Origin of the sequence: Dulcicalothrix desertica PCC 7102 (assembly GCF_003991905.1) — a bacterium.
GTDB lineage: Bacteria > Cyanobacteriota > Cyanobacteriia > Cyanobacteriales > Nostocaceae > Dulcicalothrix > Dulcicalothrix desertica.
Genome location: NZ_RSCL01000007.1, coordinates 231,805 through 258,173, shown reverse-complemented (window position 1 = coordinate 258,173; position 26,369 = coordinate 231,805). Strand labels below are relative to the sequence as shown.

25 protein-coding genes and 2 pseudogenes are annotated in these 26,369 nt (G+C 38.6%); 10 read left to right on the top strand and 17 right to left on the bottom strand.

Annotation, left to right across the window (positions count from 1 at the left end):
• Positions 1-38: 38 nt before the first annotated feature.
• Positions 39-188 (top strand): hypothetical protein, encoded by a 150-nt coding sequence (locus tag DSM106972_RS51410; RefSeq protein ID WP_158632833.1) that lies wholly within the window; start codon positions 39-41, stop codon positions 186-188.
• 18 nt (positions 189-206) lie between these two features.
• On the opposite strand, the gene DSM106972_RS16795 is transcribed toward DSM106972_RS51410, so the two are convergent.
• From DSM106972_RS16795 to DSM106972_RS16780, 4 genes are all read right to left on the bottom strand, one after another.
• On the bottom strand, positions 207-830 hold the full coding sequence (locus tag DSM106972_RS16795; protein WP_127081767.1) for a response regulator transcription factor: 624 nt from the start codon (positions 828-830) through the stop codon (positions 207-209).
• A 66-nt stretch (positions 831-896) separates the two neighbouring features.
• Positions 897-1,820: a S1C family serine protease gene (locus DSM106972_RS16790; protein ID WP_127081766.1), complete on the bottom strand. Its 924-nt coding sequence runs from the start codon at positions 1,818-1,820 to the stop codon at positions 897-899.
• 132 nt (positions 1,821-1,952) lie between these two features.
• The gene (locus DSM106972_RS16785; RefSeq protein WP_127081765.1) at positions 1,953-2,441 is read right to left on the bottom strand and encodes a HugZ family pyridoxamine 5'-phosphate oxidase; all 489 of its coding nucleotides are present in this window, start codon (positions 2,439-2,441) and stop codon (positions 1,953-1,955) included.
• Between the two features lie 31 nt (positions 2,442-2,472).
• Positions 2,473-3,822: a hypothetical protein gene (locus tag DSM106972_RS16780; protein WP_127081764.1), complete on the bottom strand. Its 1,350-nt coding sequence runs from the start codon at positions 3,820-3,822 to the stop codon at positions 2,473-2,475.
• A 502-nt stretch (positions 3,823-4,324) separates the two neighbouring features.
• Here DSM106972_RS16780 and DSM106972_RS16775 point away from each other — a divergent pair.
• Positions 4,325-4,915, top strand: coding sequence for a L,D-transpeptidase (locus DSM106972_RS16775; RefSeq protein WP_127081763.1), 591 nt, complete (start codon positions 4,325-4,327; stop codon positions 4,913-4,915).
• Here DSM106972_RS16775 and DSM106972_RS53535 read toward each other — a convergent pair.
• From DSM106972_RS53535 to DSM106972_RS16735, 8 genes and pseudogenes are all read right to left on the bottom strand, one after another.
• Positions 4,912-5,484, bottom strand: a pseudogene (locus DSM106972_RS53535) (type I restriction-modification enzyme R subunit C-terminal domain-containing protein); the annotation flags it as partial. The gene DSM106972_RS16775 and the pseudogene DSM106972_RS53535 sit on opposite strands and share 4 nt — an antisense overlap.
• A 161-nt stretch (positions 5,485-5,645) precedes the next feature.
• Positions 5,646-5,801, bottom strand: coding sequence for a DUF4288 domain-containing protein (locus DSM106972_RS55795; RefSeq protein WP_127081917.1), 156 nt, complete (start codon positions 5,799-5,801; stop codon positions 5,646-5,648).
• Between the two features lie 416 nt (positions 5,802-6,217).
• Entirely contained in the window at positions 6,218-6,415 is a 198-nt protein-coding gene (locus DSM106972_RS53530) for a hypothetical protein (RefSeq protein ID WP_233787084.1), read from the bottom strand.
• Positions 6,412-6,852: an SDR family NAD(P)-dependent oxidoreductase gene (locus DSM106972_RS16755; RefSeq protein WP_127081762.1), complete on the bottom strand. Its 441-nt coding sequence runs from the start codon at positions 6,850-6,852 to the stop codon at positions 6,412-6,414. Before DSM106972_RS16755 ends, DSM106972_RS53530 begins: the two co-directional genes overlap by 4 nt.
• Positions 6,853-6,860: 8 nt before the next feature.
• Entirely contained in the window at positions 6,861-6,992 is a 132-nt protein-coding gene (locus DSM106972_RS54930; RefSeq protein ID WP_267901128.1) for a hypothetical protein, read from the bottom strand.
• Positions 6,993-7,338: 346 nt separating this feature from the next.
• Positions 7,339-7,671, bottom strand: coding sequence for a Txe/YoeB family addiction module toxin (locus tag DSM106972_RS16745; protein ID WP_127081761.1), 333 nt, complete (start codon positions 7,669-7,671; stop codon positions 7,339-7,341).
• Positions 7,646-7,948 (bottom strand): type II toxin-antitoxin system Phd/YefM family antitoxin, encoded by a 303-nt coding sequence (locus tag DSM106972_RS16740; RefSeq protein ID WP_127081760.1) that lies wholly within the window; start codon positions 7,946-7,948, stop codon positions 7,646-7,648. The genes DSM106972_RS16745 and DSM106972_RS16740 overlap by 26 nt, the downstream gene beginning before the upstream one ends.
• Positions 7,949-8,232: 284 nt before the next feature.
• The gene (locus DSM106972_RS16735) at positions 8,233-9,207 is read right to left on the bottom strand and encodes an SDR family NAD(P)-dependent oxidoreductase (RefSeq protein WP_127081759.1); all 975 of its coding nucleotides are present in this window, start codon (positions 9,205-9,207) and stop codon (positions 8,233-8,235) included.
• A 181-nt stretch (positions 9,208-9,388) separates the two neighbouring features.
• Between DSM106972_RS16735 and DSM106972_RS16730 the strand changes: the two are divergent.
• The 4 genes and pseudogenes from DSM106972_RS16730 to DSM106972_RS51405 form a co-directional block, all read left to right on the top strand.
• A pseudogene (locus DSM106972_RS16730) lies at positions 9,389-9,556 on the top strand (type II toxin-antitoxin system HigB family toxin); the annotation flags it as partial.
• Positions 9,540-9,944: a helix-turn-helix domain-containing protein gene (locus tag DSM106972_RS16725; RefSeq protein ID WP_127081758.1), complete on the top strand. Its 405-nt coding sequence runs from the start codon at positions 9,540-9,542 to the stop codon at positions 9,942-9,944. The pseudogene DSM106972_RS16730 and the gene DSM106972_RS16725, both read left to right, overlap by 17 nt.
• Before the next feature lie 101 nt (positions 9,945-10,045).
• Positions 10,046-10,321, top strand: coding sequence for a hypothetical protein (locus DSM106972_RS16720; protein ID WP_127081757.1), 276 nt, complete (start codon positions 10,046-10,048; stop codon positions 10,319-10,321).
• A 6-nt stretch (positions 10,322-10,327) separates the two neighbouring features.
• The gene (locus tag DSM106972_RS51405; RefSeq protein ID WP_186538409.1) at positions 10,328-10,543 is read left to right on the top strand and encodes a hypothetical protein; all 216 of its coding nucleotides are present in this window, start codon (positions 10,328-10,330) and stop codon (positions 10,541-10,543) included.
• Between the two features lie 89 nt (positions 10,544-10,632).
• Here the strand turns inward: DSM106972_RS51405 and DSM106972_RS16715 are convergent, their stop codons facing one another.
• Positions 10,633-13,176, bottom strand: a complete 2,544-nt coding sequence (locus tag DSM106972_RS16715) for a polynucleotide kinase-phosphatase (protein WP_127081756.1) — start codon at positions 13,174-13,176, stop codon at positions 10,633-10,635.
• A 139-nt stretch (positions 13,177-13,315) separates the two neighbouring features.
• Positions 13,316-14,698 carry a 3' terminal RNA ribose 2'-O-methyltransferase Hen1 gene (locus DSM106972_RS16710; RefSeq protein WP_127081755.1) on the bottom strand — a complete coding sequence of 461 codons (1,383 nt, stop codon included), beginning with the start codon at positions 14,696-14,698 and terminating at the stop codon, positions 13,316-13,318.
• Between the two features lie 282 nt (positions 14,699-14,980).
• On the opposite strand from DSM106972_RS16710, the gene DSM106972_RS52545 reads away from it, so the two are divergent.
• A complete protein-coding gene (locus tag DSM106972_RS52545) occupies positions 14,981-15,352 on the top strand; it encodes a hypothetical protein (protein WP_201800738.1) in 372 nt (123 codons plus the stop codon).
• Here the strand turns inward: DSM106972_RS52545 and iscB are convergent.
• Positions 15,349-16,437, bottom strand: coding sequence for an RNA-guided endonuclease IscB (iscB, locus tag DSM106972_RS16700; protein ID WP_127081754.1), 1,089 nt, complete (start codon positions 16,435-16,437; stop codon positions 15,349-15,351). The genes DSM106972_RS52545 and iscB overlap by 4 nt on opposite strands.
• Positions 16,376-16,660: an RRXRR domain-containing protein gene (locus DSM106972_RS54925; protein ID WP_127081753.1), complete on the bottom strand. Its 285-nt coding sequence runs from the start codon at positions 16,658-16,660 to the stop codon at positions 16,376-16,378. The genes iscB and DSM106972_RS54925 overlap by 62 nt, the downstream gene beginning before the upstream one ends.
• A gap of 262 nt (positions 16,661-16,922) precedes the next feature.
• Here DSM106972_RS54925 and DSM106972_RS16690 point away from each other — a divergent pair, with 262 nt between their 5' ends.
• The 3 genes from DSM106972_RS16690 (at position 16,923) to DSM106972_RS16680 (ending at position 20,626) form a co-directional block, all read left to right on the top strand.
• Positions 16,923-17,372, top strand: coding sequence for a PIN domain-containing protein (locus DSM106972_RS16690; protein ID WP_127081752.1), 450 nt, complete (start codon positions 16,923-16,925; stop codon positions 17,370-17,372).
• 852 nt (positions 17,373-18,224) lie between these two features.
• On the top strand, positions 18,225-19,196 hold the full coding sequence (locus DSM106972_RS16685; RefSeq protein ID WP_127081751.1) for a terpene synthase family protein: 972 nt from the start codon (positions 18,225-18,227) through the stop codon (positions 19,194-19,196).
• 47 nt (positions 19,197-19,243) lie between these two features.
• Positions 19,244-20,626, top strand: a complete 1,383-nt coding sequence (locus DSM106972_RS16680; RefSeq protein ID WP_127081750.1) for a cytochrome P450 — start codon at positions 19,244-19,246, stop codon at positions 20,624-20,626.
• Between the two features lie 117 nt (positions 20,627-20,743).
• On the opposite strand, the gene DSM106972_RS16675 is transcribed toward DSM106972_RS16680, so the two are convergent.
• Entirely contained in the window at positions 20,744-26,314 is a 5,571-nt protein-coding gene (locus DSM106972_RS16675; RefSeq protein WP_127081749.1) for a trifunctional serine/threonine-protein kinase/ATP-binding protein/sensor histidine kinase, read from the bottom strand.
• Positions 26,315-26,369: the final 55 nt, after the last annotated feature.

Here is a 26,369-nt window from a genome sequence, read left to right as displayed (position 1 = left end):
TACAAACTAGTTATTAAGTGAGTGTAAGTAAATGTGCTATGAATCCTAACCAAACCCAAAAGTTATTACAAAGTAACAAAACTGCTGACAAAAAAGCTTCTACCCAACTTACAGTTAGTGTCATTGTGGGAGTTGTAGTTATTCTTATAATTGCTGCAAGCAGCTACTATGGCTTAATTCGCTTCTAACATACAAACTTACAAATACTACAACATAACCAATCCTAAGCGTATACCCACAGCTACTGCTTGGGTACGTGTGGAGACATTTAGTTTCTGGAAAATTGACGAAATATGAAATTTGACTGTATGTTCTGATATATGTAGGTTTTGAGCAATGGCTTTGTTACCACTACCTGAAGCAAGTAACTGTAATACTTCTATTTCGCGAGAAGTTAGTACTTGATTAACATTAGTTGGTATTGTTTCTGTACTCAAACTAGACGCAGCGAGTAAATAGTCAATCATTTCTGAATGAAAAACTATCATACCCGCTGCTACAGTTTCAACTGCAAGAATAATCTCTGCTTCGCGTGATTCGGGTGATAATATACCTCGTACACCAGAACGTAGCATCAAGTTAAAATCAAGCTGTTCATTCGATGCTATTACAATGATTGGTATAGAATTTTGTGATTGCACAATATCCCAAAATTCTCTATCATCATTCCAATCAAGCAACAATACATCAGGTTGCTGTTCGTTTATTTGGGTAAGTACATCTAGATAGGCGCCGCTTGTGATAACTTGAAATTTAGGACTTTCTGCCAAAACAGTTGCTAAACCAGCCCGAACTATGGGTGATGCAGCAACCACCAATACACGAATCATATCACCTCCGCACTAGAATTCAAAAAATTAAAATAAACAGGCAGGATGCCTGTTCCACAAGATAGCTTAAAATGGTCGCTCACCTATGGTGACTGTCAAATTGACCAACTCACCACCGCGAACAAGTTGTACTGATATCGTTTGATTAACATATTGTGATTGATTCAAATATGCTAAAACATCATTTGTATCTTTAACGCGGGCGTCATTAAATGTAATTAAAATATCTCCTAGCAATATACCAGCTTGTTCTGCTGGTGCATTATTTTCGATATTAACTACAATTACTCCACCATCGCCTGTTATATTAAGTGCAGTTTGCAAGTTTTGTGGTAAACGTACAGGTTGCATTCCTACACCTAAATAACCTCTGGCAATTCTTCCTTTTACAACTAACTGGTCAACTACACGGTTAACTGTTTTTGAAGGAATAGTCAAAGCAGTCGCACGTCGTCCAGATGTATTCATACCAACTACATCACCATTTGCATCTACGAGTGGCCCACCAGCAAAACCGGGATATAAAGTAATATCAGGACAAATGAATTGGTCTATATTACCACCACTCATACTTTTCCAGGCGCCAGAGCATACACTAATATTCCCCATTACTGCTTTAATATTACCTTCGCGACTTAGTGCCATTCCCAGCACTAAATGACCAACCTTTAAAGTTGCCGCATCTCCAATATTAGCAACAGGGATATCTGGACTGTCAATTTGAAAAACTGCAACATCGGTACTCGCATCACGACCTAATAATTTAACAGGTACAGTTTTTCCACCGTTTAGAGTAACAGTAACTTCCTCGCTATTATGTAGCGACTCATCAGAAGTAACAATAATACCATTACGCCAGTGTATTCCACTAGGTGAAAACCTTCTACCTACATTTACAGAAACAACGGCGCCTTCAACTCTTTCAACAGTATCAGCTAAACTTTGAGAGAGCGATAAAAGCAAGTTAGGAGCATTTGAAGATATAGACATATAAAGATATAACACAACATATTCTATATCATTGCTTATTACATAAGGGCGCCACATCAGAAAATTGGCTAGAAACAACCTAGAAAAATGGGTAGTAGAGACGTTACATGTAACGTCTCTACATTTGGTGGTTCACGAGGTTACGTGTATTAATTTATTTAAATCACTCGCATCAACATCATAAGCGGCGCCGAAACCAACGACAAATCGACCAGAAGTTGGGGTAAGCTGGAAAATGCGGAAGTCTGGCAAGTCGCGTAACATCTGGATAATATTGCCAAATCTTGATTCAAAGTTTGATACGGTTTGAATCCATGTCGCAGTGCTGCTATTGACCAAACTTGCTGTACAATCATAGCTTAAACGGCGCCGAGCAAACATCTGTTGGGTTTTAGATTCGTCTTCGATGAACAAGACGCTAGCTACAGGTTTAACGTTTAGGTTTTGTGTGTGAGTCGAAAGACCGCTAACATATATATAGATGTTTTTCATATCATCCATGACGAACGGTGCATAGCTAGCGTTTGGAAGTCCATCTTGACTGACAGTGCAGATAACAGCGCTTTGAAACTGGTCGGTAAAAGTTTGATATGCTGCTTGAATTGCTTCAAATTGGGACATTTGATTACCAGATTAATTTAATTTATTACATCTATTCTAATTTGATTGCTTCTTCTAGGATGCGATTAATTTGTGAATCACTTAATCCCAATATAAATTCCTCTGGATTTGACATAAAACTTTGTGTACTCGGAGTAAGCATCAGTGTTTCTTTGAATGATAATCCGTTAATGATTAGCATTGCTCTCTCGTATTGTTCCTGGGAAATACTACCCAGAATATAACTATTATAGATTCTGTCGAGCAAAGGTTGTTTTTTAGTTACTTCTGCCATTAATCTTTTTTGAAATTCATCTGCTTTAGCTGGTGTGATGCATGGTTCTGTGACATTGCCAAGGTCTTGAAATAAATTTTTGCTCTTTTCGTTACAAATAACCGCTAAAGTCATTGATGCTGGAACTAGACGCCGCAATCTTCCAGAATAACTGATAGTATTTTTATAGTTCAACAATTGAGAAAATTTTAACGATTGTTCTCCATAAGCAAGATTTACAGAAACATCCCACGTCCATAAAGTTAATGATGCAGAGGGAGTCATATCACGACTGGGTTCAAATTTAAAAAAACCAACTTCTGAATTTGCCTGTTGGTTAATTGCTGTAAAAATTTCTTTACCCATTTCTAAAAAGTAACGTCCATACTTTTCATTATCCAATGAGCCTTCTACTAAACGTAATTTTATAATCTTATCACGCTGCAAATCTTGAATAATCTTTTCGTAATCGCCTAGTTTAAACTTGAACCATCCTAATGAAATAGCGAGTGAAACACGTTTACGAACATATGACCAAACTTGGCTCAAATTTGCTTCAACTTCAACCGTCCAAGGGTCGCCTAAAAATTCTGCTTCTCCAACAATATTAATACCAAATGCCGGATTTGGAATAAATTTATCACCTTGCCCTTGAGTTGCGACGAATTGAGCAAATAAACTATTCCCGGTTCCAATTTGGTAGTTAAACGCAGTACCTAGTTGAATCGTTTCAGGAAATTTGATATCAGCATCTTTATCTATACTAAGAGTATTATTAGCAATAACTGGCTGTACACGAACATTTTGCAGTGGTAGTGGTATTAGCGCAGGATTTCGCACACCGTATGCTTTGCGAATTTGTTCAATAAGCATTTGACGCTGCTCAGATGATATATCTATTATGGCTCTACCTGCAAGAATGGCGCCGACAACGCTATCAATACGATTGTTCTTTTGCATAAAGAACGGTTTGCCAATACCCCAATAGGTAACTTTAAAATCTTGTAGTGTTTCTCCGGGTATGCATGTAACTGTTGTAGGGTAGTAGACAAACTGAGTTGTGCGGTCGCTATCCTGGAATGCTTGTACTCCGGGTACCGTTACACCTCTACTCAAAATTGCCACCATAATTTATTTTCCTGGGTATCGGCAGTATATAAAAACACAGTTAAATATAATTCTTTACTTAAGTCAAGTTATATTTATGCATTCATCGAAAGAAACCTGGAATCGCGCGCGAAATCATCATTTTCATTATAAATTATCGATAATATTCCAGGTTTCTAGAACTTACGCAACAAAATGACTAAACGTATTTGTATTCTAGTTACAATTAATATCTTTTATTAACCATATATTTTTATAGTACTAATTTCCAGACTCGATAATAGTTAGATTTTGGAACTTTTTAAGTAAAAAATCTTAAAAAGCTTCCCTAATGATACAGAGAGATGGTACATATTTTACTGGTCTCCTGCACCTGCCCCAACAATTATTCGGCAAAACTGGTAGTAAAATTTACCAAAAGTGTGTAAAAATATATCAGTATAGCCACAACATGCGGGAGTATGAGTGTAGCTTTTTCGTGTAACCAGGAAATCAACCAATATATAGTACTGTAGCGATTGTTATGCATAGCTGGAATTTAGTAAAAGGATTAATTGCTTTTACTCCCTTAATAAGCACTGCCTTAGTTTTAAATGTGGGAGCGTTGATTCTGTCTGATACAGCGCATGGACTTGTAGTTGCATCTTCGCAAAAGGCGCCTGTTGGAGTTAGTACAGATAAACCTAAAAAACCAGGTCAAGAAGTAGAAATAGAACCTGCCGCAGATGAAATACATTTAGTAGTCAAGTTAAGAGCTAAAACAGTGTATGTATATCGCGGTCTAGAAATTATTGCCACCTATCCGATAGCTGTGGGCAAAGCTGGTTGGGAGACTCCTAATGGTGTTTACCGAGTGTTCGAGCAAGAAGTTAATCCTATATTTAAAAGCTTTAAAACAGGACGTATTATTCAACCAGGCCCCGAAAACCCATTAGGACCTCGCTGGATAGGAATTTGGACTGATGGTAAAACTAGATTAGGTTTTCACGGCACAAATCAACCACAATTAATAGGAAAAGCCGTCTCCCACGGTTGTATAAGGATGCATAATAAAGACGTAATAGCGCTGTTTGATAAAGTCAAGGTTGGTACACTCGTTAAAGTTGAGCCTTAAATACTTTCTGTGTCAAGAGCGTCTCTGTGGTAAAATAGTAAACTTTTTTTACTGCACAGGCGCCGAAAAAGGGTGGGCATTGCCCACCATACAAAAGTACTGCACAGCCAAGATGCCTGTGCCACAACTTCAACATCATTGTCTGGAACATAAATCAAATCAGAACCACCGTTCGCAGCGACAACAAGTTTCGCATCCGGTTGAGCAAGTATTTGACCACTACCACCAATCAACCCATTACCTGATGTTGTTCGCTGTCCTTGGGTTGGGTCAACAGCTATCATATCCACAAAGCGTATTTGATTGGCGTTAAAGTTTTGAGTTTGTAGGTACTTGTTAAATGCTTGTTTTGCTGAAGAACGGTCTAAACCTACAAGCCGAGGTATAAAGCTCTTGATATTAACGGCGCCATATACTTGTTGAAACTGCTCTAAACTTTCTACTACTTCGGAACCGTATAACATTGTTGAGAGTGCTGTTACATCAGAGTAAGTTAACGGTACGTTGCGTTTTAGACGCGCGATAGCAACGTGGTTTTGGTTCTCGCGGATATATGTTTCTACTTTTTTGCGGTACTGTTCTCACGTTCCTGCCATTACTACCCTTCGGGAACGCGGTAGGCGCTTCGCCTTCTCGTAGAGTAGCGCGAACATTCCGCTTCGCTCCATACCCCTTCGGGGAAGTAAACTACGCAATGACACATTTTGGATCATTTATTTGTTGGAATACTCTAAGTGAAAGTTACTGTTTTATGATTGGGATTTAAATAGGTGTGTTCATTCTCCCGACCAAGCTCTTCTGCTTTGTCAAAAGCTTCTTCTGGTGAATCTGCACGGACGAGAACAATATTGACATGAACAACATTGCGCGGATTTTCCTCAACTATAGTTGCGGTAACTGAACGGTAGCGCTACTGCGGCGCCTACGCAATCCTTGGTAAATCAGTTGCAACTCCATCCTCCGTCCAATCTTCCTGAATCCAAATCTAAGTACGTAGTAACAAAAAATACTATACATTAGGTTTTTAGTACTTAAAAATAAACTAACTTTTAATAGCGACCACCGTTATTAAAAGATAAGCCCTTATCTTTTAATAACGACTATTACCATAACACCTTCATCGGAAGCAAACATGAGTTTTGTCGCTTGAAGATGAAACAGGCGATATGGTGCATAAATCCTATCAACAGAAACAGATTGATGGTGGCAAGATGAATCAATTTGTCGCCTATGGAGATGCAAGCGGATAGTTAGATACAATGCACCCCGCTTGCTGAAGTCGCAGGATAGTACTTCAGCACCCTAAAATAAATCACCTACCAGTTCTCCTATTACAATTACTACAAAATTACAGAAGCAAATTAATAATAGTTGCTTGTGCAGTATCTTGTGATTTGACTGGTGCAGGAGTTGATACATTACACGGGAAACTTGTGGTTGTACACCTCGACGTAAAAATTCTTTAGCTGCTTCGCGCGCGCACAAAAAATGTCCTGTCATACCAATTTAATGTGAAGCTGCAAATAATTAAATCCCCCCCAGCCCCCCTTAATAAGGGGGGAGTAAGAGTAATAAAGCGCATCTTCATATAAAAATGGTATCAGGTTTACTCCAATAACAGTATTCCACTCCTCAAGAGTCATATCGACAAATGACGAGTCTTTTTGGATACTCGTATTAATAACTAAAATGTCTATAGTGCCAAATTCTTTGAATACCTGGCTAAACATCGATTTAACATCGTCTTCATTGGCAACGTTAGCTCGGATAGCAAAAGCTTCACCATCAGCTGCTTTGATATCATCAACGACTTTCTCAGCTTCTTGGACTTTGGAGTGGTAATTATACTCAAAACGGCTTAAAACTATACTTTTCAAGCAAACGCAAATCTTTAAGATGCTACCCTGCGGGAAAACTGCGTTTACGTACCTCAGCATGACAAAGTTCACTTTTTACCCGTTTGCAGTATAATAGCTACAGCAGCAGCATATGAGCGTGCAATAGCTTCACCAATACCAGAATTGGCGCCACATACAAGTGCTTTTTGACCTTTAAGCGAGTAAGGAGAACAACTCATAATAATTTCAATCAGATACAAACTAAAATTTTAAGTAGCTAAATAATTGCTGATTTTATCTTGATGCTTTTGTAATGTGATAATCGCTTGCTTTTCTAGTTGCCGCACACAACGATTTTTACATTATCCTACTTGTGAGGATGTGATTCAGTTCTTTTGCTATTCCACAACTTATGGAAATACAAAACAAAGAACAAGCATCGATAACAGCTAAAAAATAGTTATCAACCTTATATTGCTTCTGTAGAGTTTGTAAATAAAACTTTTACAGCACTTAAAATTAGTAGCATGTCATAACGGTAACTGTAAGTTATTAAAATTAAGCTACAAAATTCGCATACTGACCTTACTCATAGTAATAACAACAAGTTAAGAAATATACTTCAGCTTCTGCAACTCGGTAGGTAAGTCGATGTTCCAAGTTTATCCGCCGAGACCAAATATCTGCTTCCATATACTTTAATGGCTCTGGTTTTCCAATCCCCTCAAACGGGTCTTGCATCACAGCGGTAATTAAATCCATTATTTTCGATGCTTTTTGGAAATCATGCCTATACCACCATGTTAAATCTTCCTTAAATTTAAGGGTAAAATAAGGAACTCGGTTAACAGTAACAACAATTTTTACTTGATCTGGTTGAGAATCATCTTGTTCAAATTTCTTTTTTTTCTTGCTCAATTCCCAACTCCTGCTTCAATTCTTCGATACTTTGAGGTTTTATATTGCCCGTTTTAGATTCCTCAATAGCTTCCATTAATCGACTTGCGTTTTTAGGCGAACGCAAAAGATACACTGTTTCAACCAAGCTTGTTAAATCTGACTCCGCAATTAACGCTACATTCTCACCATCACGACGATTAACTATATATACTTGACGACTTTCTACAATCGTCTCTAATAATTTAAAGAAATCGTTCCGAGCTTCTGTTGGAGATGTAATTTGGTAAGATAACATAAGAGATGTACAGTTTTACGTACATTATATCAGATCACACCATAAATTACGAATAACTCTAGCAAACAACCGTAAGGTGCCTGCAACAAAGTTTACGCGCGCTCGCTTCATTTGTAGATTGTAGAGACGTGATTAATCACATCTCTACATTTATATTTGTTACAGTGCAGAGGACGATTGCAAGTGCCATAAGCCTAAAAATAAAAACGCTGGTAAACAGAGTTATTCATTCATAATTAAACAGCACTGTTAATCGCCAGTAGCTCAAAAAGATACAAAAAGTATCAAATTTTCGGTGAACTGAGGGCGCCTATTAACAACAACGCCCACGGTACTTTAATATCGGGTATTAGCGATGAATATTTTCTTAGTCCAGGCAATCCAAAGGGTAGTACAAAGCGTAAAGAACGCAGCGAAACAGGACTATTACCACCTTCATCTACAATCCCATATTTGCGAGCAAGTTCGGCTACAATTTGGACTCGTCCTGTACGACGCATAATAGATGACTCACCAGCTAACTGAGCAATAACTCGTCCTGTTAATAAAGGACTTTCCCAGTTATAGCGCTCACTAAATAATGATTTCATTGGGTCACTGCTATCTTGTTCATTAAATTGGTCAGCTAAACTGGAAAAATGCTCAGTTCCAACAATACCGGGCCATATTGATATGGAAGCGACGTTATGAGGCTTTAATTCAACAGCCATATCTGCTGCTAACCTATCACATGCAGCTTTACCGGCGCCGTAAGCAGCACCAAAAATATACGACAGTCCACCCCAAGAGGAAATAGTGCTAATTAGTCCCTGTTTACGTTTGGTCATCATGCGAGCGGCAAAAACACTTGCTATATAATGACTACGAAGACCAACGTTATTACTAGCGTCCCAAAGACTAGTTTCGTTATCCCAAAAAGGTTTACCGTTAGCGTCTGTTAATGCTCTCACACCTGCATAAGCATTATTTACAAGTAAGTCAAGCTGTCCATACTGTTCATCTTGAATACGCTCGAACAGGAAACGCACTTGTTCATCATTGCTATGGTCTACCTGAACAGGAATACATATACCCCCAGCTTGCTCAACTGCTACTTTTGTATCATTTAAACTACCAGAATTACTACTGCTATTTGATTCAAGGCTACGTCCTGTAATATAAACAGTGGCGCCTGCTTCACCGAGTCCCACAGCAATACCCTTACCTATACCTCGTGTGGCGCCTGTCACTAATGCCACTTTTCCTTCAATATTTACCATAGTTTTTTCTTATTATCTAACAAAAATTGTAGCTAATAAAAGCATCGAGTTTTAGTAAAAATAGCCTATAGACAAGCACACGTATAAAATAGCTTGTTACTTTTAGTCCCTGTATGGGAAAACTAAAACTAACAGAAGTTAGGGAAAGCATCTTTATAATATGACAAAACAATACTCCTCTACAGTCTTTGGTTCCAAAGGGAATGTACTATCACGGACGAAAAGGTATTTTTACCGCTATCGTTTAATAGTCAGTATAAACTATGTAAAACAGACAATTTACTTCAAATATTTTTTGACCCACGCTGAGTACGACAAGGATAATTGGAAAAATGACCCTCACTTTTAATCACGAAGTTTACGCTAATCTTTTAACATCAGCCTTGCCACAAGCAATTAAAACTACTTCGGAATACGAACGAGCGCTTTCCATTATTGAAGATTTAATGTACAAAAAGAGTTTAACACCTGAAGAAGACCAGATTTATGACTTGTTTATAGTATTAATTGAAAAATTTGAAGCGGAAAATTATCCGCTGCAAAATTTATCTACTCCTCACAGTCGGTTACTGCATTTAATGGAAGCTAATAATTTAAAGCAAACTGATTTATTAGACGTGTTTGGCTCAAGTGGTATTGCTTCTGAGGTCATAAATGGCAAACGTGAGATAAGCAAAACTCACGCGAAAAAACTTGGCGAGCGTTTTAATATTCCAGCAAGCGTATTTTTAGCTTAAAGCTTATGCCTACACAAAGTCGGCATGTTTCAGAATTAAAATTTAAAGTATTTATTTAAACCAAAAAGGCGTTGTGTATGCAACTATAACGACTATTGAACATGCTTAATTACACTGAATCCCCAAACTATTATGATATTAATGCTTATCATGACCCCTCAACAGAGCATATATATCGTGCTGCGAAAAAAGCAGGTGTAAAAGGAACTTACGTTATTCATACTAGCCCTTCTAGCAATAATATTTTACCAGTTCGACCTGTTGTATATGTAGCAACAGCACAAACAGTAGAAGCTGCGAGAATAATACACCGTAACTTACATCTTGCACCATTGTCAACAAGCTTAAAGAAACCGGGCTTCTGTACGAAAAATTAACGTTTTATGGCAAAGTCTTTGTCAAGAAGCCCGGTTTCTAGGTCTGGTGCAAGATGTGAGGTAAGCTTTGGAATCTTGGTAATGTACCTAATATTTCTTCCAAATCACATTAGAGTATATACAGGTTTTGTTTACTCTCAAGGTAATGATTCGGACGGTTTGATAGATTTAGTAGACCTCAATATTACAGAATTAATTATAAAGGCAGGCGCCTTTCCTTAAAATTTGTCCTCTGTGTACTAATAGTCTCTGTGGTAAATAAGAATACATGAATGCACAGGCAGGGATGCCTGTTCCACAAGTCTACAAGATTACAATCTGGGGTCTACGGGTTCACTTTCTAGGGCTAAAATACCGAATACGCACTCGTGTATTCTTCGTAATGGTTGATGGGAGACGAACCTTTCTAACGATTCTACACCAAGTGCAAATTCGCGCATTGCTAACGAACGTTTATGCGATAATCCTCTTTGACGCAGACGATTTAAGTTTTCTAGACTAGTATATTCGGCGCCATAAATAATCCGTAAATATTCTTGTCCACGGCATTTAACAGCAGGTTGAATAATACCACGATTACCTTTAACTATATAGTCCATAGGTTTAACAACCATACCTTCCCCACCTGCACCCGTCATCTGCTCCCACCAATTAATACCTTCAGCTTGGCTACTAGGGTCATTCAAATCAATGACTTTATAATGGGTAGCTAATAAAATAGGGTCGCATAAGGCAATTTTGGCAATTTGTTCCATGTGCCAACGATGGGTTTTGTCGGTATGTACGGCGCCTTCTGTTGCTAGGATATGAAACGGCGCCAGTTTGATATCAGAAATATCGTTAACATCCCAGCAGTAGCGACGGTAAGCGTCAATATATAAATTAGCCATTTGGGCGCGCTGTGTAAATGCAGTTAATTGGGCGCCAACGTCAACTCCTCGCGCGCTAGCTTTTTGCAACATCGCAACGGCATTACCAAGTCCGGTGCGTGATGATACACCAACGGGAGCATACTGATTTTGTAATAACGCTTGAGCTTTTGCTGACCAAGGCATTAGTTCACAGTCGAGACATACCCAGTCGGTATTAAATGTTTCCCAAAAGTTACTTGTAGATAAAGCTTGATTTATTTTGGCAATAAACTCAGCTTCTAAAGCATCATCATTAAAAAACTTTCTGCCTGTACGAGTGTAACAAATACCAATACCTTCGTTAACGAGACCAAAACGCTTTCTTACTGCATCTTCATCACGACAAACTATGACAACAGCACGCGAACCCATATGTTTTTCTTCACAGACTACCTCTGAAATACCTTGATTTTGATAATAAGCAAAAGCTTCTTGGGGATGTTCCAAATATCCAGGTAACTTTGAAGTCTCTACAGGTGACATTGTAGGAGGTAAGTAAATTAACCACTTGGGGTTAGCGGCAAACCTACTCATGACTTCGAGTGCAGCAATGGCATTTTCTTCGCGAATCGTTATATTATTTTGCAAGCGCACGTTAATAATGCGTTTACCCAACACATCATCCACATTCAACACATCATCATTTTCCGACTGTAGAGACGTTACATGTAACGTCTCTACCAATGGTTTAACAGGTTCGCAATAAACTTTGGCAGCAGGTACGCTAACTAATTCTTTTTCGGGATAGCGTAAAGCTGTTAATTTACCACCGAATACACAACCTGTATCTATATCTATTGTGTTATTCAACCATTCGGCTTCTGGTACTGGTGTATGCCCATAAACAACCATTGCATCACCTCGATACTCACCTGCCCAGTTGAAACGTACTGGTAAACCAAATTCGTCTATTTCCCCTGTAGTCTCACCATACAATGCAAACTCTCGCACGGCGCCACTTCCTCGTCCTTGCATTGCCTGCTTCATACCTGCATGTGCAACAACTAATTGTCCACCATCTAAAACATAGTGACTTACTAATGAGTCGATAAATTCCCGTAGTTCTTTAATATATGGTTCACGGGTATCTTCGGGTAATGCGTCTATTTCTGCTAAGGTTTGCTCTAACCCATGATTAACTTTAACGTTTTTACCGCGCAGTTTTCGCAGTAGTTTATGTTCATGGTTGCCTGGAACGCATAAGGCAGTACCTGAGTTAACCATGTTGCGAACTAAGTTTACTGTATCTAAAATACGGGCGCCTCTATCTACTAAGTCTCCAAGAAATACTACTTTGCGTCCTTCTGGGTGATAATAGTTATCTCCCTTTTGATAGCCTAGTTTTTCTAGTAGAAGTTCTAGTTCATCGCAGCAACCGTGGATATCGCCGATAATGTCAAACGGCCCACGTTCGTGTTTACGGTTATTCCATAATGGTTGACGTTCTATTTCTATATTATTGATATCTTCTAAGGAATTTAAAACGTAAACGTAACGAAAACCTTCTTTTTCTAGTCCGCGTAAGCTTCGACGCAATGCTAGTGTATGACGCTTGACTACATGGGCGCCAAATTGTCTGTCTGGACGCTGTTGGTTACGTTCGTGACAAAGTTGTTCGGGGAGGTTGAGGACTATGGCTACAGGTAAAACATGAAATTCCCTTGCCATTTTTATATATTCTTTACGGTCTTCGGGCTGGACGTTGGTGGCATCTATAACTGTTAGTTTCCCTGCTGCTAGTCTTTTGTTGGCGATGTAGTGTAGTACGTCGAATGCGTCGTGTGATGCTTTTTGGTTGTTTTCGTCGTCAGATACTAGTCCTCGACAAAAGTCTGAGGAGAGGATTTCGTATTGCTGGAAGTTTTTGCGCGCGAAGGTTGATTTACCAGAACCAGAGGCGCCGATGAGTATTACTAGTGAAAGTTCAGGGATTGTTATTTTCATATATATATATGTGTAATGAACGCGAAGTTGATCCCCCCAACCCCCCCTTAATAAGGGGGGGCTAAGAATTGGCTTATTTACTTTTTTAAAGGCTAGAACCCACTCTTGTTCCCCCCTTATCAAGGGGGGTTAGGGGGGATCAGCACTTAAAAACAGCCATTTGTGTCGGCGCCCCAACTAAATTGTCATTATCTCCAATAGGTTGAAACTCGACTGTGTAATTAAATCTTTGTGCAACTTGATTTGCCCAACTTTGAAATTCTTCTCTTGTCCACTCAAAACGGTGGTCTTTATGTCGCAGTTTTCCAGCGGGTAATGTTTCAAATTTGACGTTATATTCTATGTTTGGTGTGGTTACTATTACTGTTTTGGGATGGGTAAACTCGAAGACAACCCGTGATAGAGAGCTTAAACGCGGTAAGTCTAGATGCTCGATAACTTCGATGAGTGTGACTGCATCATATCCTTTGAAACGTTTGTCTTGATATGTTAATGCGCTTTGAAAAAGTTGTATTTTGTCCCATTGGTTGCGTGCTAACCGCAGTTTTTCGATGCGTTCTTTAGCGATGCCTAATGCGCGATACGATACATCAACACCTGTGATTTTGTCGAAAAAGGCATCTTTAATTAAATATCTCAGCAAAGTTCCCTCTCCGCAACCCAAGTCTATGACGGTTTTGAGGTTGTTTTGTTTAAGGGTATCAACAACAGTTAACATTCGCTGTTTATTGAGGGAAAGCGGTTTCTCTACTGCTGCTTCTTCTTGTGCGTGTTCTTCTTCGCTGCTATCTGGGTCAGGGTCTTCTTGTTCCACGAGTTGCGCTAAAGCTGCACGAGTTAAACGACCTTGACGTTTCAGGTAACGACGAGTTATTTGCTCTTTTGCTGGGTGCGAACTTAACCAACCTTCTCCATGACGCAGAAGTTTCTCAACTTCGTCTTCTCCTACCCAATAATGCTTTTCGTCATCAAGAACAGGAATAAGTACATAAAGATGACTGAGTAATTCAGATAAAGGCAAAGTGTGCTGTAACTCTACGGTGTAATATTTACTGGCGCCCCAATCTGGAAATTTTTCATCAAGCTGGTGATTTTGTGCGCTAATGGTATAACCCAACGGTTCAAATAATTCGCGTAGAAACTCTTCACCCCCACGACAAGGTAAAACGCTTATTTTCGCGGTTAAAGGTATTGGGGTTTGCACAAGTTCAGGACGGTCTTTACATCTACCACCAAGCGCAGTCCCAAACACCTGCGACATCGCAACGCTAAAAAACGACGAAGCTACATAAGGTCTATCATTAACATACTGTTCGAGAGTGGCGCCTTTACTACGCACCAATTTTACAGCGTCAATATCCAACAGTAGCGCAGCAGTACAGAGAGTATCGCTAGCTTCTGGGTAAAAAACATGCGCTTGTCCAAAAGAAAGCGAGAACGACTGACACTTGTCAGGGTGCTTATGCAATAAATAACCCAGGTCTGTAGCTGGTGTATGTGTTGTTGTAATTGTTAATAGCATGAACTTTCAAAACGGTTCATAAAAGGTCTTTTACACTTCTACAGTTATAACCCCACCCAATTTCGGAAAACCACCCTAAAATTACTTATGGACTTTCAAAAATTTAATTCTCCATCTTGTGGAATGGGCATCCCTAATGTTGTGGAATGGGCATCCTTGCCCGTTCCAAACTAAAGGCGGGCAGGGATGCCCACCCCACAAGAAAATTTTAAATATAAACGCTGCAAGAAACGTAAAAACAGCTTAATATTACTAACAGGACATAACTTCATGAGGTTAGCAATGTCAGAAAAGAGATCAGACAATACAAATGCAGAAAAAAACCATTCAGGAAAGGCAACTCTAGCAGCTATTCTTAACGAAGTTGAGCAAACCCCAGAGGAACAGTGGGAGACTTTATTACAAGTAATTCGCCAATTTCGGCAAAGCTTGAAAATGCAACCGTCTCCTACTGAAGCATGGGAAGCTGTTATGAAACAAATTCATAGCCAAGACCTTACACAACAAGCCGCGCGTCAACAGGCTCTTAGCGACCTGTTACAATCATGGGAGGAAGAAGGAGACGAGCAAGAACAAAAGGAAACTTGGGAATTTTTAAAGCAAGCTTTGAATAAAGATAGACTTTCTAATCGTCCTTTGTTCCCGTATTATTAGGTAGCGATTTTTTGGAGTAATTCGGAGTCAATAGTAGTAAAGGAATACCGATATCCATCAGAACGATGAATAGGTTTGGTATTTTTGGGACTAAAGCTTGTTTCTTTTCCTCTAAATGGAATAAATATCAGTGTTTTCGCTGCCTTCTTTACACGTCCCAGTACTGATGTACCGTCTTTTTTCTTAACTTTGATGATATCACCTGCTTTCCAGTCCTTCCTTACGTGTTTTGGTGCGTAACAAGAACGTGGGAAACCATGTTTATCCATCGTCACAAATTGACGATTTCCATGTCCATTACATTTTACCCGTAATGGCTGAATAGTTTTTAATGTCACTTCCTGTAACGCATTCACACATCCCGCATCAATAAAATGAGTTTTGGGCAGATTTGATTTTATACGCATCATTTTAGTATAGGCACCTGAACCGCAATAGGCAGGAATATTGAAAGACTTCAATGAATCAAATAATTTATTTCTAGTCGAATTAACCGCAGCAGCATCCCGGAGGCTTTGTTTTTGATGCCTTTTGATATTATCTAATCTTACAGGGTCATTTTTTAAAAATTCATCTATTGATTGATTACTTTTATTTTGATTACAGCGTTGGCAAGATAGTGTTAAATTATTAAATCTGTCTGACCCACCCTGAGATTTTGGGCGAATATGTTCAATCTCTAGAGGTACATTAACAGCATCACAGTAAGCACATTTTCTACCCCAATGTTCTAACAGTGCTTCCCGTAAAGTATATCCCTGTAAAGTGCCTTGTTGATATTCGATGCCTTCTATAGAGGGGTTTTCTAGTTTCTGTATGTCAAATTTAACACGTTCAAATGCAATACTTTTTATCGGTGCCAGTTTAATAATACGTTTTACCCAAGTCATAGTAGTATCAACTCGGTGTTGAAGACTTGGAGGTAACCAACCAGAGGGCTTTTTGTGGTTTGGTCGCTCTTTACGGTACCTAGTATTTCTGCTTCGTCGTGCGTGTCGAGTGTTAGACCTTGCTGTTAAACTTTCAGAAATAGATAATCCACGATGTTCGCTCTTCCATTGCCCAAACAATTGTTTCTGTTTCAATGTCAACAAGTGCAATGCCAGTGAATTTTGAACCCGGGTCGATGCGTAATTCTAAATATGGTAATGGTAATAAGTCAGCTGATTTTTTGAGAATGATTGTTGTAGGATACCATTTAAATAGTGCTGCTTTTTGACTATCTAAGAGTTTCCTTGCTAGTCCGGCAGTACACATTGTTAATGGTTTTTTATCACTATCAAGTACGAAGATAAAATTAGTAGTCATGGTTGTGACTAGTCTCCATATGGGTAAAGTGTGCCTCGACACTGCTTACAGGCTTGTTGTTAGTCTTCGGTTCAACGACAATGGGAAAAATCGTTTTCATCCTTGATCGACGCTTGAGGCTGGCTAACCTCATTAAGTCTTGACCTGTAAGCGGACTAAAAGGGTTTTATGCCTAACGTAAAATGAACAGTTCTACGTTGAGTCTGGGCATGACCCGGAATTATTAGAATTACTCCTAATTACTCCGTTTTCCCATCACGCCATGAGTCGAGTAATTTTGTTAGATACAGGTATCCTTGGTTTAGTAACAAACCCAAAAGCAACCCCAGAGAACCAAGAATGTAAACTTTGGCTCAACTTATTGAAGGCAAATGGAAGTATACCAATAATACCTGAGATTGCAGATTATGAATTACGCCGTGAGCTACTTCGGGCTGGCAAAACCAAAGGTATCAAGCAGCTTGACAGACTCAAAACAGTTGTTTTATATCTTCCCATTACTACAGAAGTAATGCTTAAAGCCGCAGAACTGTGGGCAACTGCACGACAAGGTGGATATCCAACAGCAGCACCGGATGCGCTCGATGGCGATGTTATTTTAGCCGCTCAAGCTTTACTGGTTGCAAATGAGGGTAATGAAGTTATTATTGCAACAACAAATGTAGGACATTTATCTCGTTTTATAGATGCCCGTGAATGGCAAGATATTTAATTTTAGTTTAAAAGAATTCCAAAAATTAAATTTTCTCAGAATTTAAATAGGGTTTGCGATGCCCATTGCAAATCTAGGACGGCAATTGCTGCAATCTAAAAATCATTACTCGTATGTTTGTACTATTATCACCTTTAAATCAAACTTTAACTGTGTCAATTTGTCATCAGTTATTAGAATGATATTTGCTTGATACTTGAGGCTTATTTGCTTACTAGTAATATTTGTTACTAAAGCTTATACCTTAGTTTTTTAGACCTCAAAGCCATATTCAGAGATTAATACGAGTTTTTGAATAACATGATTGGCGCCTAATAATCTCAGTAATGTCACAATTTCTTGATATTTAAGAATAATTACGTAGGCTTTGAGTATAAAAATATGGTTATCAGCATAAATATATTTCAATCATAGCATTGATATAAAGTATTAAAATTAATATTAAAGTGTATAGTGTTTAGCAATTTCCGTCCATACTTGGAAAGCTAACTTGCTTCAACTTAATCCAAGTAAAGGTTGTAAGCTCATAGCTAAAATACAACAACTTTAAAAAACCAAGCAAGCAAATGTATTATTTTTTACATAGTAGTTAATTGCTTGTACACACCTGATTAATTACTGATAAATACGGTTAAAAATTTTAATTAAACATAAAATAATGCTTGCACGGACTAAATTTTTAAGCCTAAGCGATATATTGAAATACCACTTGCAGTGTTAATAAATATCATTCTCGCACTGTAGCAAAATTGGTGTATCAGTAATAGCTCAATGAGGATTTAGAGGTCAGCTTCTTCTGTGTACTGTAGTTTGTGTCTTTCTAACTGTTCCCATTGATTGATAGAGTTATTTATGGAAAAAATCATTTTCCCCGATTTATACTGCCCATTTCCATCGCAGATAAATAAGCATGTAGATGTTCTGGAAGAATATGCGTTGGAATGGGTACTTCGCTTCAACCTTTTAGAAAATGAATCACGAGTCTATCAGCGTTTTAGCAAGTCAAATTTTTTTTTGCTAACCGTATATGCCTATCCTCATTGCCAACTTGAAGAACTGAAGATTGCAAATGACTGGTTGAGTTGGCTGTTTATTTGGGACGATCAATGCGATATGTCAGAGTTAGGTAAACAACCTGAAATTTTAAAGGATTATCAAAAGAGATTTCTAGAAATATTCAATGGAATAGAACCTACGAGTCAAGACATACCTCTTAGTCATGCCTTAAGTGATATACGGAAGCGTATGCTTCAAATAGGTGACCCAATATCTTTTGATCGTGTTGTCCGCAGTTTTGAGGGCTACTTTCACGGTTGTATGCTAGAAGCATTCAACCGTTTACAGGGGATTGTACCTGATGTTAATACGTATACTAAAATGCGTAGGTTAAGTGTAGCCGGGGATCTTGTTCTAGCGTGGATTGATTTTTTCAACCATTTGACGATTCCCGACGTTGTTAAAGAGCAGACTATTGTGAGCAAATTAGGAGAGATGACAAGTAATATCATTTCTTGGTGTAATGATATATTCTCGGCATCTAGGGAAATGGCAAGTGGTGATTTTCACAATTTAGTATTGGTCTTTCACTATCAACAGCGATTGCCTTTAGAAGAAGCAATTAAGCGTTGTGTAGAAATGCACAATCAAGAGGTACAAGCGATGATAGATTTAGAAGCGTCTATTCCACATTTTGGGGAAGAGCTAGATGCTGAACTAGAAAAGTATGTATTAGGATTAAATACCTGGATAAGTGCCAACCTGAATTGGTATGCTGATTCTGCTCGGTATCAGTCTTTAGAAAAGCTAGAGCTAATGGCGGCTTAAGTTGAAGATGAGAACGCTTTTAGGAAAACTTTGCAATAATAACTCAAATGAAACTACCTAACCCTCTCAAAACTTCACCTTTGATACAGAGGTTTCAATGGGTTGCTGATCCTATTGGATATATGGAAAGCGCCGCCCAGCAATATCCCGACATTTTTACTGGTAAGTTGGTTGGTTTTGGGGATACTGTGGTATTTGTAAACCATCCGGAAGCAATCAAGGAAATTTTCACTAATGATAGAAAAAAGTTTGTAGCAGCCGGTAAGTTAAATAAAATTTTGAAACCCTTTCTAGGTAACTATTCATTCCTCTCAATAGATGGCGATCGGCATAAACGGCAACGACAACTGGTGATGCCCTCATTCCACGGAGACCGGATGAAAGCTTACGGTCAGCTAATATGTAGCCTCACTGAAAAAACTTTTAGGCAATTGCCACTAAATAATGTTTTTTCATGCCGTAATGTCACACAGGATATATCCCTGCAAGTTATCTTAGAAGCTATCTTTGGCTTATATGAGGGAAAAAGATATCAACAACTCAAGCATTTACTGCCCTTACTCTTAGATTATTTTAGGTCTCCACTCACTTCTAGTTTATTCTTCTTCTCATTTTTGCAACAGGATTTCTGCGCTTGGAGTCCTTGGGGAAAATTTCTGCGTAGTCGGCAGCAAATAGATGAATTGCTTTACGCAGAAATTGCTGAACGTCGGGAAAAACCTGACCCAGATCGAATTGATATCCTTTCCTTGCTAATGTTAGCGAAGGATGAAGCGGGTCAAGGTATGACAGATGTGGAATTGCGCGATCAGTTGATGACCTTACTACTTGGTGGATATGAATCTACAGCAACGGTAATAGCTTGGGCATTGTACTGGATTCACCAAAAGCCGCTAGTCCACGAAAAACTGCTCCAAGAACTGAGTACACTCGGTGATTCCCCAGACCCTATGAGCATTTATCGATTGCCATATCTCACAGCAGTATGTAATGAATCGATGCGAATTCATCCAATTTTGATGTTCTCGTTCCCCAGGTTAGTGCAAGAGCCAGTAGAATTACTAGGACATTCTTTAGAACCAGGGACGGTACTGCTGGCTAGTATTTACCTCACTCATCACCGTAAGGATTTATATCCTGAACCAAAACTGTTTAAACCAGAGCGCTTTTTAGAAAGACAATTTTCTCCCTACGAATTTTTGCCCTTTGGTGGTGGTGTACGTCGATGTATTGGTGAGACTTTAGGGCAGTTTGAAATAAAGCTAGTATTGGCAACAATCCTATCAAACTATCAACTTGCACTGGCTGGTAATCGACCAGAGCGGCCTCAGCGTAGAGGTTTTACTTTAGCACCTGCTAGTGGAGTAAAGATGGTAATTAGAGGGCGGCGCGCATCTCCATTGTATATGGCAACTACATACGCATATTAATTTTATAACAGTAGTGTTTCATATTATTAATTCTAGGAAATGTAGAGACGCTCCTTATCGCGTCTCTACAAAGGTTTTGATTTTTATTCAACCGCACGGAATTAGTTACATAAACCACTACTGCACAGGTATTTCAATCACAAACTCAGTTCCCGCTCCTGGCGTAGAATTACAGATTAACTGACCTTTATGTTTATCTACTACAACTTGATAGCTAATCGATAACCCCAAGCCTGTACCTCCTCCAACTGGTTTAGTAGTGAAAAATGGGTCAAAAATTTTCTGTTGGACTGCTTCTGTCATACCACAACCGTTATCAGCAATTAAAATTCTCACTGTACGGTTGTTTACTAGCTTAGTGCAAATCCTAATTATAGGAGTTTGAGGTTGACTATTCTCTATTCCCCATTTTTTAGTCCTCATTCCCTCTTCCAAAGCATCAATTGCATTACTAAGAATATTCATAAATGCCTGATTAAGTTGACCTGCATAGCAATTAACTTTTGGCAGTTGTTCGTATTTTTTAATAACTGTAATCTCAGACCGCTCACTTTGTTTTTTCAGTCGATGCTGCAAAATCATCAAGGTGTTGTCAATTCCTTCATGAATATCTATAGGCTTCATTTCTGATTCATCAAGACGGGAGAAGTTTCGTAAGCCTAATACAATATTACGGATGCGTGAAGTCCCCATATTCATGGAATCTAGAATCTTGGGCAAGTCTTGTAATATAAAATTAATGTCAATTTCCTCAACTTGTTCTTTAAGTATAGGGGAAGGGTTGGGGTATTCTTGTTGATAAATATTTATCAAATTCAGTAAATCTTGCACATACCTACTAGTATATTGAATATTCCCGTGAATAAAGTTGATCGGATTATTGATTTCATGGGCAATGCCAGCGACCATTTGCCCTAGAGAAGACATTTTTTCACTTTGAATTAATTGGCTTTGGGTACGTTGTAAATCTCTTAGGGTTTGTTGCAAACTTTGATTTTTATCGTTAAGTTCTTGCGTTCTCTTCTCTACCATTTCCTCTAGGGTATGGTTATATCCTATTAATTTTTCATTAGCTTCAGCTAAATTTCTGTAAAGAATGGCATTCTCTAAGGATATTGCAGCTTGCGTGGTAAGGAGTTGGAGTACTTCTAGCCGATTATTTGTAAACGCTCCCGTAGTCAGATTATTTTCTAGGTAAAAAATTCCGAGCAATTTACCTTGATTAATAATTGGGATGCACAAAAGGCTACACGGTTGTTGATGGATAATGTAGCGATCGTTTACTAAAAATGTGTCAGTTTTTGCATCATCGATTACTAATATTTGTAAAGTGCGTTTGACGTAATTCACTAAAGTAATGGGAACATCATCGCTCAACTCTAGGGAAATTGAAGGGAACTTTGTGGTTGAACTAGAACTGACTGCGGCGATTGTTAAATTTGAGTTATTACCTTTGCTTAAAATTAAAGCACATTTAGAGGCGCAAGCATTTTCTATAACAACTTTTATTAAAGTGGAAACCAGTTGTTCAAGCTCAATTTCTCCCGAAAGTGCTTGAGATACTCTCAGGAGTGCGGCTAAATCCAGAGAGTCAGAAATGCTTGTCTTTGATCCAATAATAGTATGGTGATTGCTGAGGGTGGATAGAGATTTGCTATTAGAAGTAGTTTTATGGCTAGGATGGGGGCTAAGTTTTTCTTGCTCAAGAATGGGAGCAAGTAATTGAGTATAGCGGTTTGCTAAATCTGTAACTTTGGCTTTCGCTCCCCAACGACTGTAACAATAATAGGCATTAGTTAAGTAAGTTTGAGCAATGTTTTGTTTACCCAATTCTAGATAAAAATTAGCTGCAAGTTCGTTAGCGAGAGCTTCTTCATTAATATACTCATTTTCTTTGGCGAGAGAGATAGCACGATCATATAATTCTATAGCCTCGAAAAATTTACCAATAACACGATGCTTTTCTGCTTCGACAAGATAATATTTATGTAAATAATTCATTGGTGCATAATCTGCCCATTTCTGAATCTTTTCCTGATTTGTTAATATTTTATTGAGAATATAATTTTGCTGAGTCTGGGATGCGTCAGGATACAGTGCTAGCCTAGCAAGAGATTCGTAAAAATAGATAAGAGGAACAACAATATTTCCTATCCCGCCATCTAAATACTTTTCTGCCTGAGTAGCATGTTCTACTGCCTGTGAAAAGTCTTGAAATAGGTAACACAGATGTAATTTGCTGAAATTTAAATATAAAAGCCCAACTCTATCTTTGCCTTCAAAGAGAAGTGGTAGCATTTTATCCTCATCATAAGCTTCACCGATTAAACGGCAGGGGTCTTCTACGTCTCCAAGCAGGTTACAGACTAATTGTCTATAGATACTATTCCAATGAAATGCTCTTTCTTGATTCATCTGAGAGATAGCACTGCTGTAACTTGCCATTGTTAATTTTAGTTCTATCAACTCTCTACCAATGAAGTATGAAGCGTAGCAATAGGTGTAAAGACAATAGCTAGCATATTCCAAATTTCCTGTTTCTAATCCAGTCGAATAAGCTTCTAATACAGGTTTTAATACTTCCTTTGTATGCTCCTTCCAAGATCTGATATATGGATTAAATGTTGCAATAACCTTTACATCAACTTCTTTCATTTGGAACTCACGCAAAAGATTTATAGCTAGCTTACCAAATTGATAGCCAGATTCGATGTCTCCTACTACCGCGTTGAGAATTAGCCCGTAGGTGACGTAGGCAAGGGCAGATAACGGAGCATTACCATATCTCAACGATAAATTAATCTGTTTAAGGACATTAAGGGAGAATAGTTCAGGAACTGCTTGATAGGTAAAAGGATTAATACTAGATAGAATACGCATCATTGCCAATTTGTCAGCATGTATCATCTTTGGCAAATTAATTAAGTCCTCAATATGTCTCCCATTCATGTTTGATGCTACTTCTGCCATTGCGAGCTGCATATCTGACTGGCTAGGATTCTCAGGAAACTCAACACCCAATAACTTCAAAAATGCTAGCGCGATATTGACAGCTTCCAGTGCTTTGTTTTGCGCCCCGTAAGCCTGAATTTTTACTTCATGAACTTTTACTTTCTCTAGTAATGTTTTAGCCTGAGCCAACACTACTTCAACAAATCCTTCCATTTGTTCAAATTCGCCAGCCAAGTATGCTGCCTCTGCTGCTGTCTCATACAAAGCTAGAGATAAATCATATTCCTGAACCCAACTATCCGGAGTAAGTAGCTCGATTCCTGTAGTTAAATACCTTAAGGCAGCGGGATAAGCTGTTGATGCTAAAGCCTTACGTCCAGCTAGCAAATTCATCTGGGCTAGCTCATCATACTTAGTTTGATCTGCAATTAATTCAACTGCAATATTACAATGATTAACAATCTGAAAAATATTTTCTTCCCGTTCTGCAACCGGGGTATTATTCAACAGTAATAGCCCAATTTCTAAGTGAATTGCCTTTTGTTGGTCTTCGGGAATCAGAGAATAGGCAGCTTGCTGTACCCGGTCATGGATAAATTTGTATTTAGGAGTTTGCAAATTCCTTGCTGATAATTCTTTAGAGTCTTTACTTTCAAAGCTATCTTTCTGACCATCACCATGTTGAAATAACTTGTAAATGTTAGTTTGAGGTACAACTAACCCTTCTTGTAAAGCTTTCCATATATCTGATGCTGTGTCTACTACAGATTTTTTATATACTGTAGCGAGAGTCTGTAAGTCAAATTCGTTACCAATACAAGCTGCCAGCATTAAAACTTGTTGAGTAAGTTCTGGCAATTTTTTTAATTGAATTGCCATAAACTCGACGACATCATCTGTAAGAGCTATTGCCTGTACTTCAGCAATATCATACTGCCAAGATCCAACATCAAAGCTAAATCTAATAATGCCATCTTGATATAAAGAAGTAAGTAGTTGAGTAGCAAAGAAGGGATTTCCATTGGTTCTTGCAAACACTATTTGCGTAAGAGGTACAGCAAGTGTTTCTTCACACCGTAGGGTATCAGCTATCAAATTATTTAATTCACTTTGATTTAGGGGTTTTAAAGTGATGTGATTAATGGTTGCTCCCGCTTTTTCAATTTCTTGTATTGTTAAATAAAGCGGATGTGCTTTTGATACTTCATTATCCCGATATGCACCAATTAGCAACAAACCCCTTGCAGTTTCGTTGGTTTGACTCATCAATAATTCGATGAGTTTTAAAGAAGCTGCGTCTGCCCATTGCAAGTCATCTATAAAGATAACAAGGGGATGCTCTTTAGTAGTAAAAACCTGAATAAATCTCTGAAACAATAAGTTAAAGCGATTTTGAGCCGCACTGCCAGAAAGTTCGCTAATTTCTGGTTGTTTACCAATAATCTGTTCAAGTTCGGGCAAAATATCAGTAATTACAGCCGCTTGTTCTCCCAATGCCGACAAAATTTTAGTTTTCCAATGTTGAATTTGGGTATCAGTTTCACTGAGCAATTGCCCAATTAAATCCCGAAGCGCTTGTACTAACGCGGATAAGGGAATATCACGCTGGAACTGGTCGAATTTTCCTTTAATGAAGTAACTACGCTGCCGCGCGATGGGTTTATGGACTTCGTTGACCACGGCAGTTTTACCAATTCCAGAGAAACCCGCAACTAACATCATTTCTGTTGTCCCACCTGTTACACGCTCGAAAGCAGCAAGTAGGGTTTCAACTTCATGTTGGCGCCCATAAAGTTTTTCAGGAATCAGGAAACGGTCTGATACATCTCGTACTCCCAACTCAAAGGCGCCAATGTTCCCAGTTTTGTTCACAGTTTGCCATTGGTCACGGCACATGGACAAGTCATACTTTAAGCCATGTGTACTTTGATAACGGTCTTCGGCATTTTTTGCCATCAACTTGGTAACAATGTCAGACAAAACCGGGGGAATATTGGCGTTAATATCGCTAGCTTTTAGTGGTCGTTTTGCAATATGAGAATAAACTAATTCTATTGGGTCAGTAGCGGTGAAGGGTAACTGCCCTGTCAGGAGTTCAAAAAAGGTAACACCCAAAGAATAAAAGTCGCTGCGATAGTCGATACCTCGATTCATCCGACCCGTTTGTTCGGGGGAAATGTAAGCGAGCGTCCCTTCTAAAACGTTAGGATTAGTGAGGAATTGAATTTCTCTCGGTAATAGGGTGGCAAGACTAAAGTCAATGATTTTTACCTCACCAGTGCTTGGGTTAATTAGAATATTGGCGGGTTTAATGTCTTTATGGATGACTCGATAACGGTGCAGTCCCTCCAAAATAGAGACAATTTCAATGGCAATGGGAAAAAATTGACTTAAAGAAATAGCATTATTCTCCATTCCCTGATCTTGCAGTTGCCAATCTGCGAGGGAAATGCCACCAAAGTCTTCCATGACTAGGGCATAGCCATTGCGATAATTTTCTATACTTAAAGGTTTGACTATGCCAGGAAGGTCGAGGCTTTTAGCTATGGTGTATTGATTGCGGAACTGGGTAATTTCACTGAAGGTAGGGTATTCAGTCGCCATTAGTTTAAGAATGACCGATTGTCGATCTTTTTCTCTAATACCTCGATAAACTAAGGTTTTGCTACCTGAGTAGATTTTTTCTGTAATGTGATAGCCAATCACTTTATCTTTTATATCTAATAATTTTGTCATAGTAACTTATACTTATACTCTTCTATAAGTTAAGTATTCCCATTAAAAGGCTGCG

Coding starts and splice junctions, on each gene's coding strand:
- DSM106972_RS51410 (WP_158632833.1), top strand. CDS start 39: ATGAATCCTAACCAAACCCAAAAGTTATTACAAAGTAACAAAACTGCT.
- DSM106972_RS16690 (WP_127081752.1), top strand. CDS start 16,923: ATGAGTCGAGTAATTTTGTTAGATACAGGTATCCTTGGTTTAGTAACA.
- DSM106972_RS16720 (WP_127081757.1), top strand. CDS start 10,046: ATGCTTAATTACACTGAATCCCCAAACTATTATGATATTAATGCTTAT.
- DSM106972_RS51405 (WP_186538409.1), top strand. CDS start 10,328: ATGGCAAAGTCTTTGTCAAGAAGCCCGGTTTCTAGGTCTGGTGCAAGA.
- DSM106972_RS16740 (WP_127081760.1), bottom strand. CDS start 7,948: ATGTTATCTTACCAAATTACATCTCCAACAGAAGCTCGGAACGATTTC.
- DSM106972_RS16780 (WP_127081764.1), bottom strand. CDS start 3,822: ATGGTGGCAATTTTGAGTAGAGGTGTAACGGTACCCGGAGTACAAGCA.
- DSM106972_RS16775 (WP_127081763.1), top strand. CDS start 4,325: ATGCATAGCTGGAATTTAGTAAAAGGATTAATTGCTTTTACTCCCTTA.
- DSM106972_RS54930 (WP_267901128.1), bottom strand. CDS start 6,992: ATGAGTTGTTCTCCTTACTCGCTTAAAGGTCAAAAAGCACTTGTATGT.
- DSM106972_RS16710 (WP_127081755.1), bottom strand. CDS start 14,698: ATGCTATTAACAATTACAACAACACATACACCAGCTACAGACCTGGGT.
- DSM106972_RS54925 (WP_127081753.1), bottom strand. CDS start 16,660: ATGACTACTAATTTTATCTTCGTACTTGATAGTGATAAAAAACCATTA.
- DSM106972_RS53530 (WP_233787084.1), bottom strand. CDS start 6,415: ATGACAGGACATTTTTTGTGCGCGCGCGAAGCAGCTAAAGAATTTTTA.
- DSM106972_RS16725 (WP_127081758.1), top strand. CDS start 9,540: ATGACCCTCACTTTTAATCACGAAGTTTACGCTAATCTTTTAACATCA.
- DSM106972_RS16755 (WP_127081762.1), bottom strand. CDS start 6,852: ATGCTGAGGTACGTAAACGCAGTTTTCCCGCAGGGTAGCATCTTAAAG.
- DSM106972_RS16715 (WP_127081756.1), bottom strand. CDS start 13,176: ATGAAAATAACAATCCCTGAACTTTCACTAGTAATACTCATCGGCGCC.
- DSM106972_RS16790 (WP_127081766.1), bottom strand. CDS start 1,820: ATGTCTATATCTTCAAATGCTCCTAACTTGCTTTTATCGCTCTCTCAA.
- DSM106972_RS52545 (WP_201800738.1), top strand. CDS start 14,981: ATGTCAGAAAAGAGATCAGACAATACAAATGCAGAAAAAAACCATTCA.
- DSM106972_RS16735 (WP_127081759.1), bottom strand. CDS start 9,207: ATGGTAAATATTGAAGGAAAAGTGGCATTAGTGACAGGCGCCACACGA.
- DSM106972_RS16675 (WP_127081749.1), bottom strand. CDS start 26,314: ATGACAAAATTATTAGATATAAAAGATAAAGTGATTGGCTATCACATT.
- DSM106972_RS16685 (WP_127081751.1), top strand. CDS start 18,225: ATGGAAAAAATCATTTTCCCCGATTTATACTGCCCATTTCCATCGCAG.
- DSM106972_RS16795 (WP_127081767.1), bottom strand. CDS start 830: ATGATTCGTGTATTGGTGGTTGCTGCATCACCCATAGTTCGGGCTGGT.
- DSM106972_RS16785 (WP_127081765.1), bottom strand. CDS start 2,441: ATGTCCCAATTTGAAGCAATTCAAGCAGCATATCAAACTTTTACCGAC.
- DSM106972_RS16680 (WP_127081750.1), top strand. CDS start 19,244: ATGAAACTACCTAACCCTCTCAAAACTTCACCTTTGATACAGAGGTTT.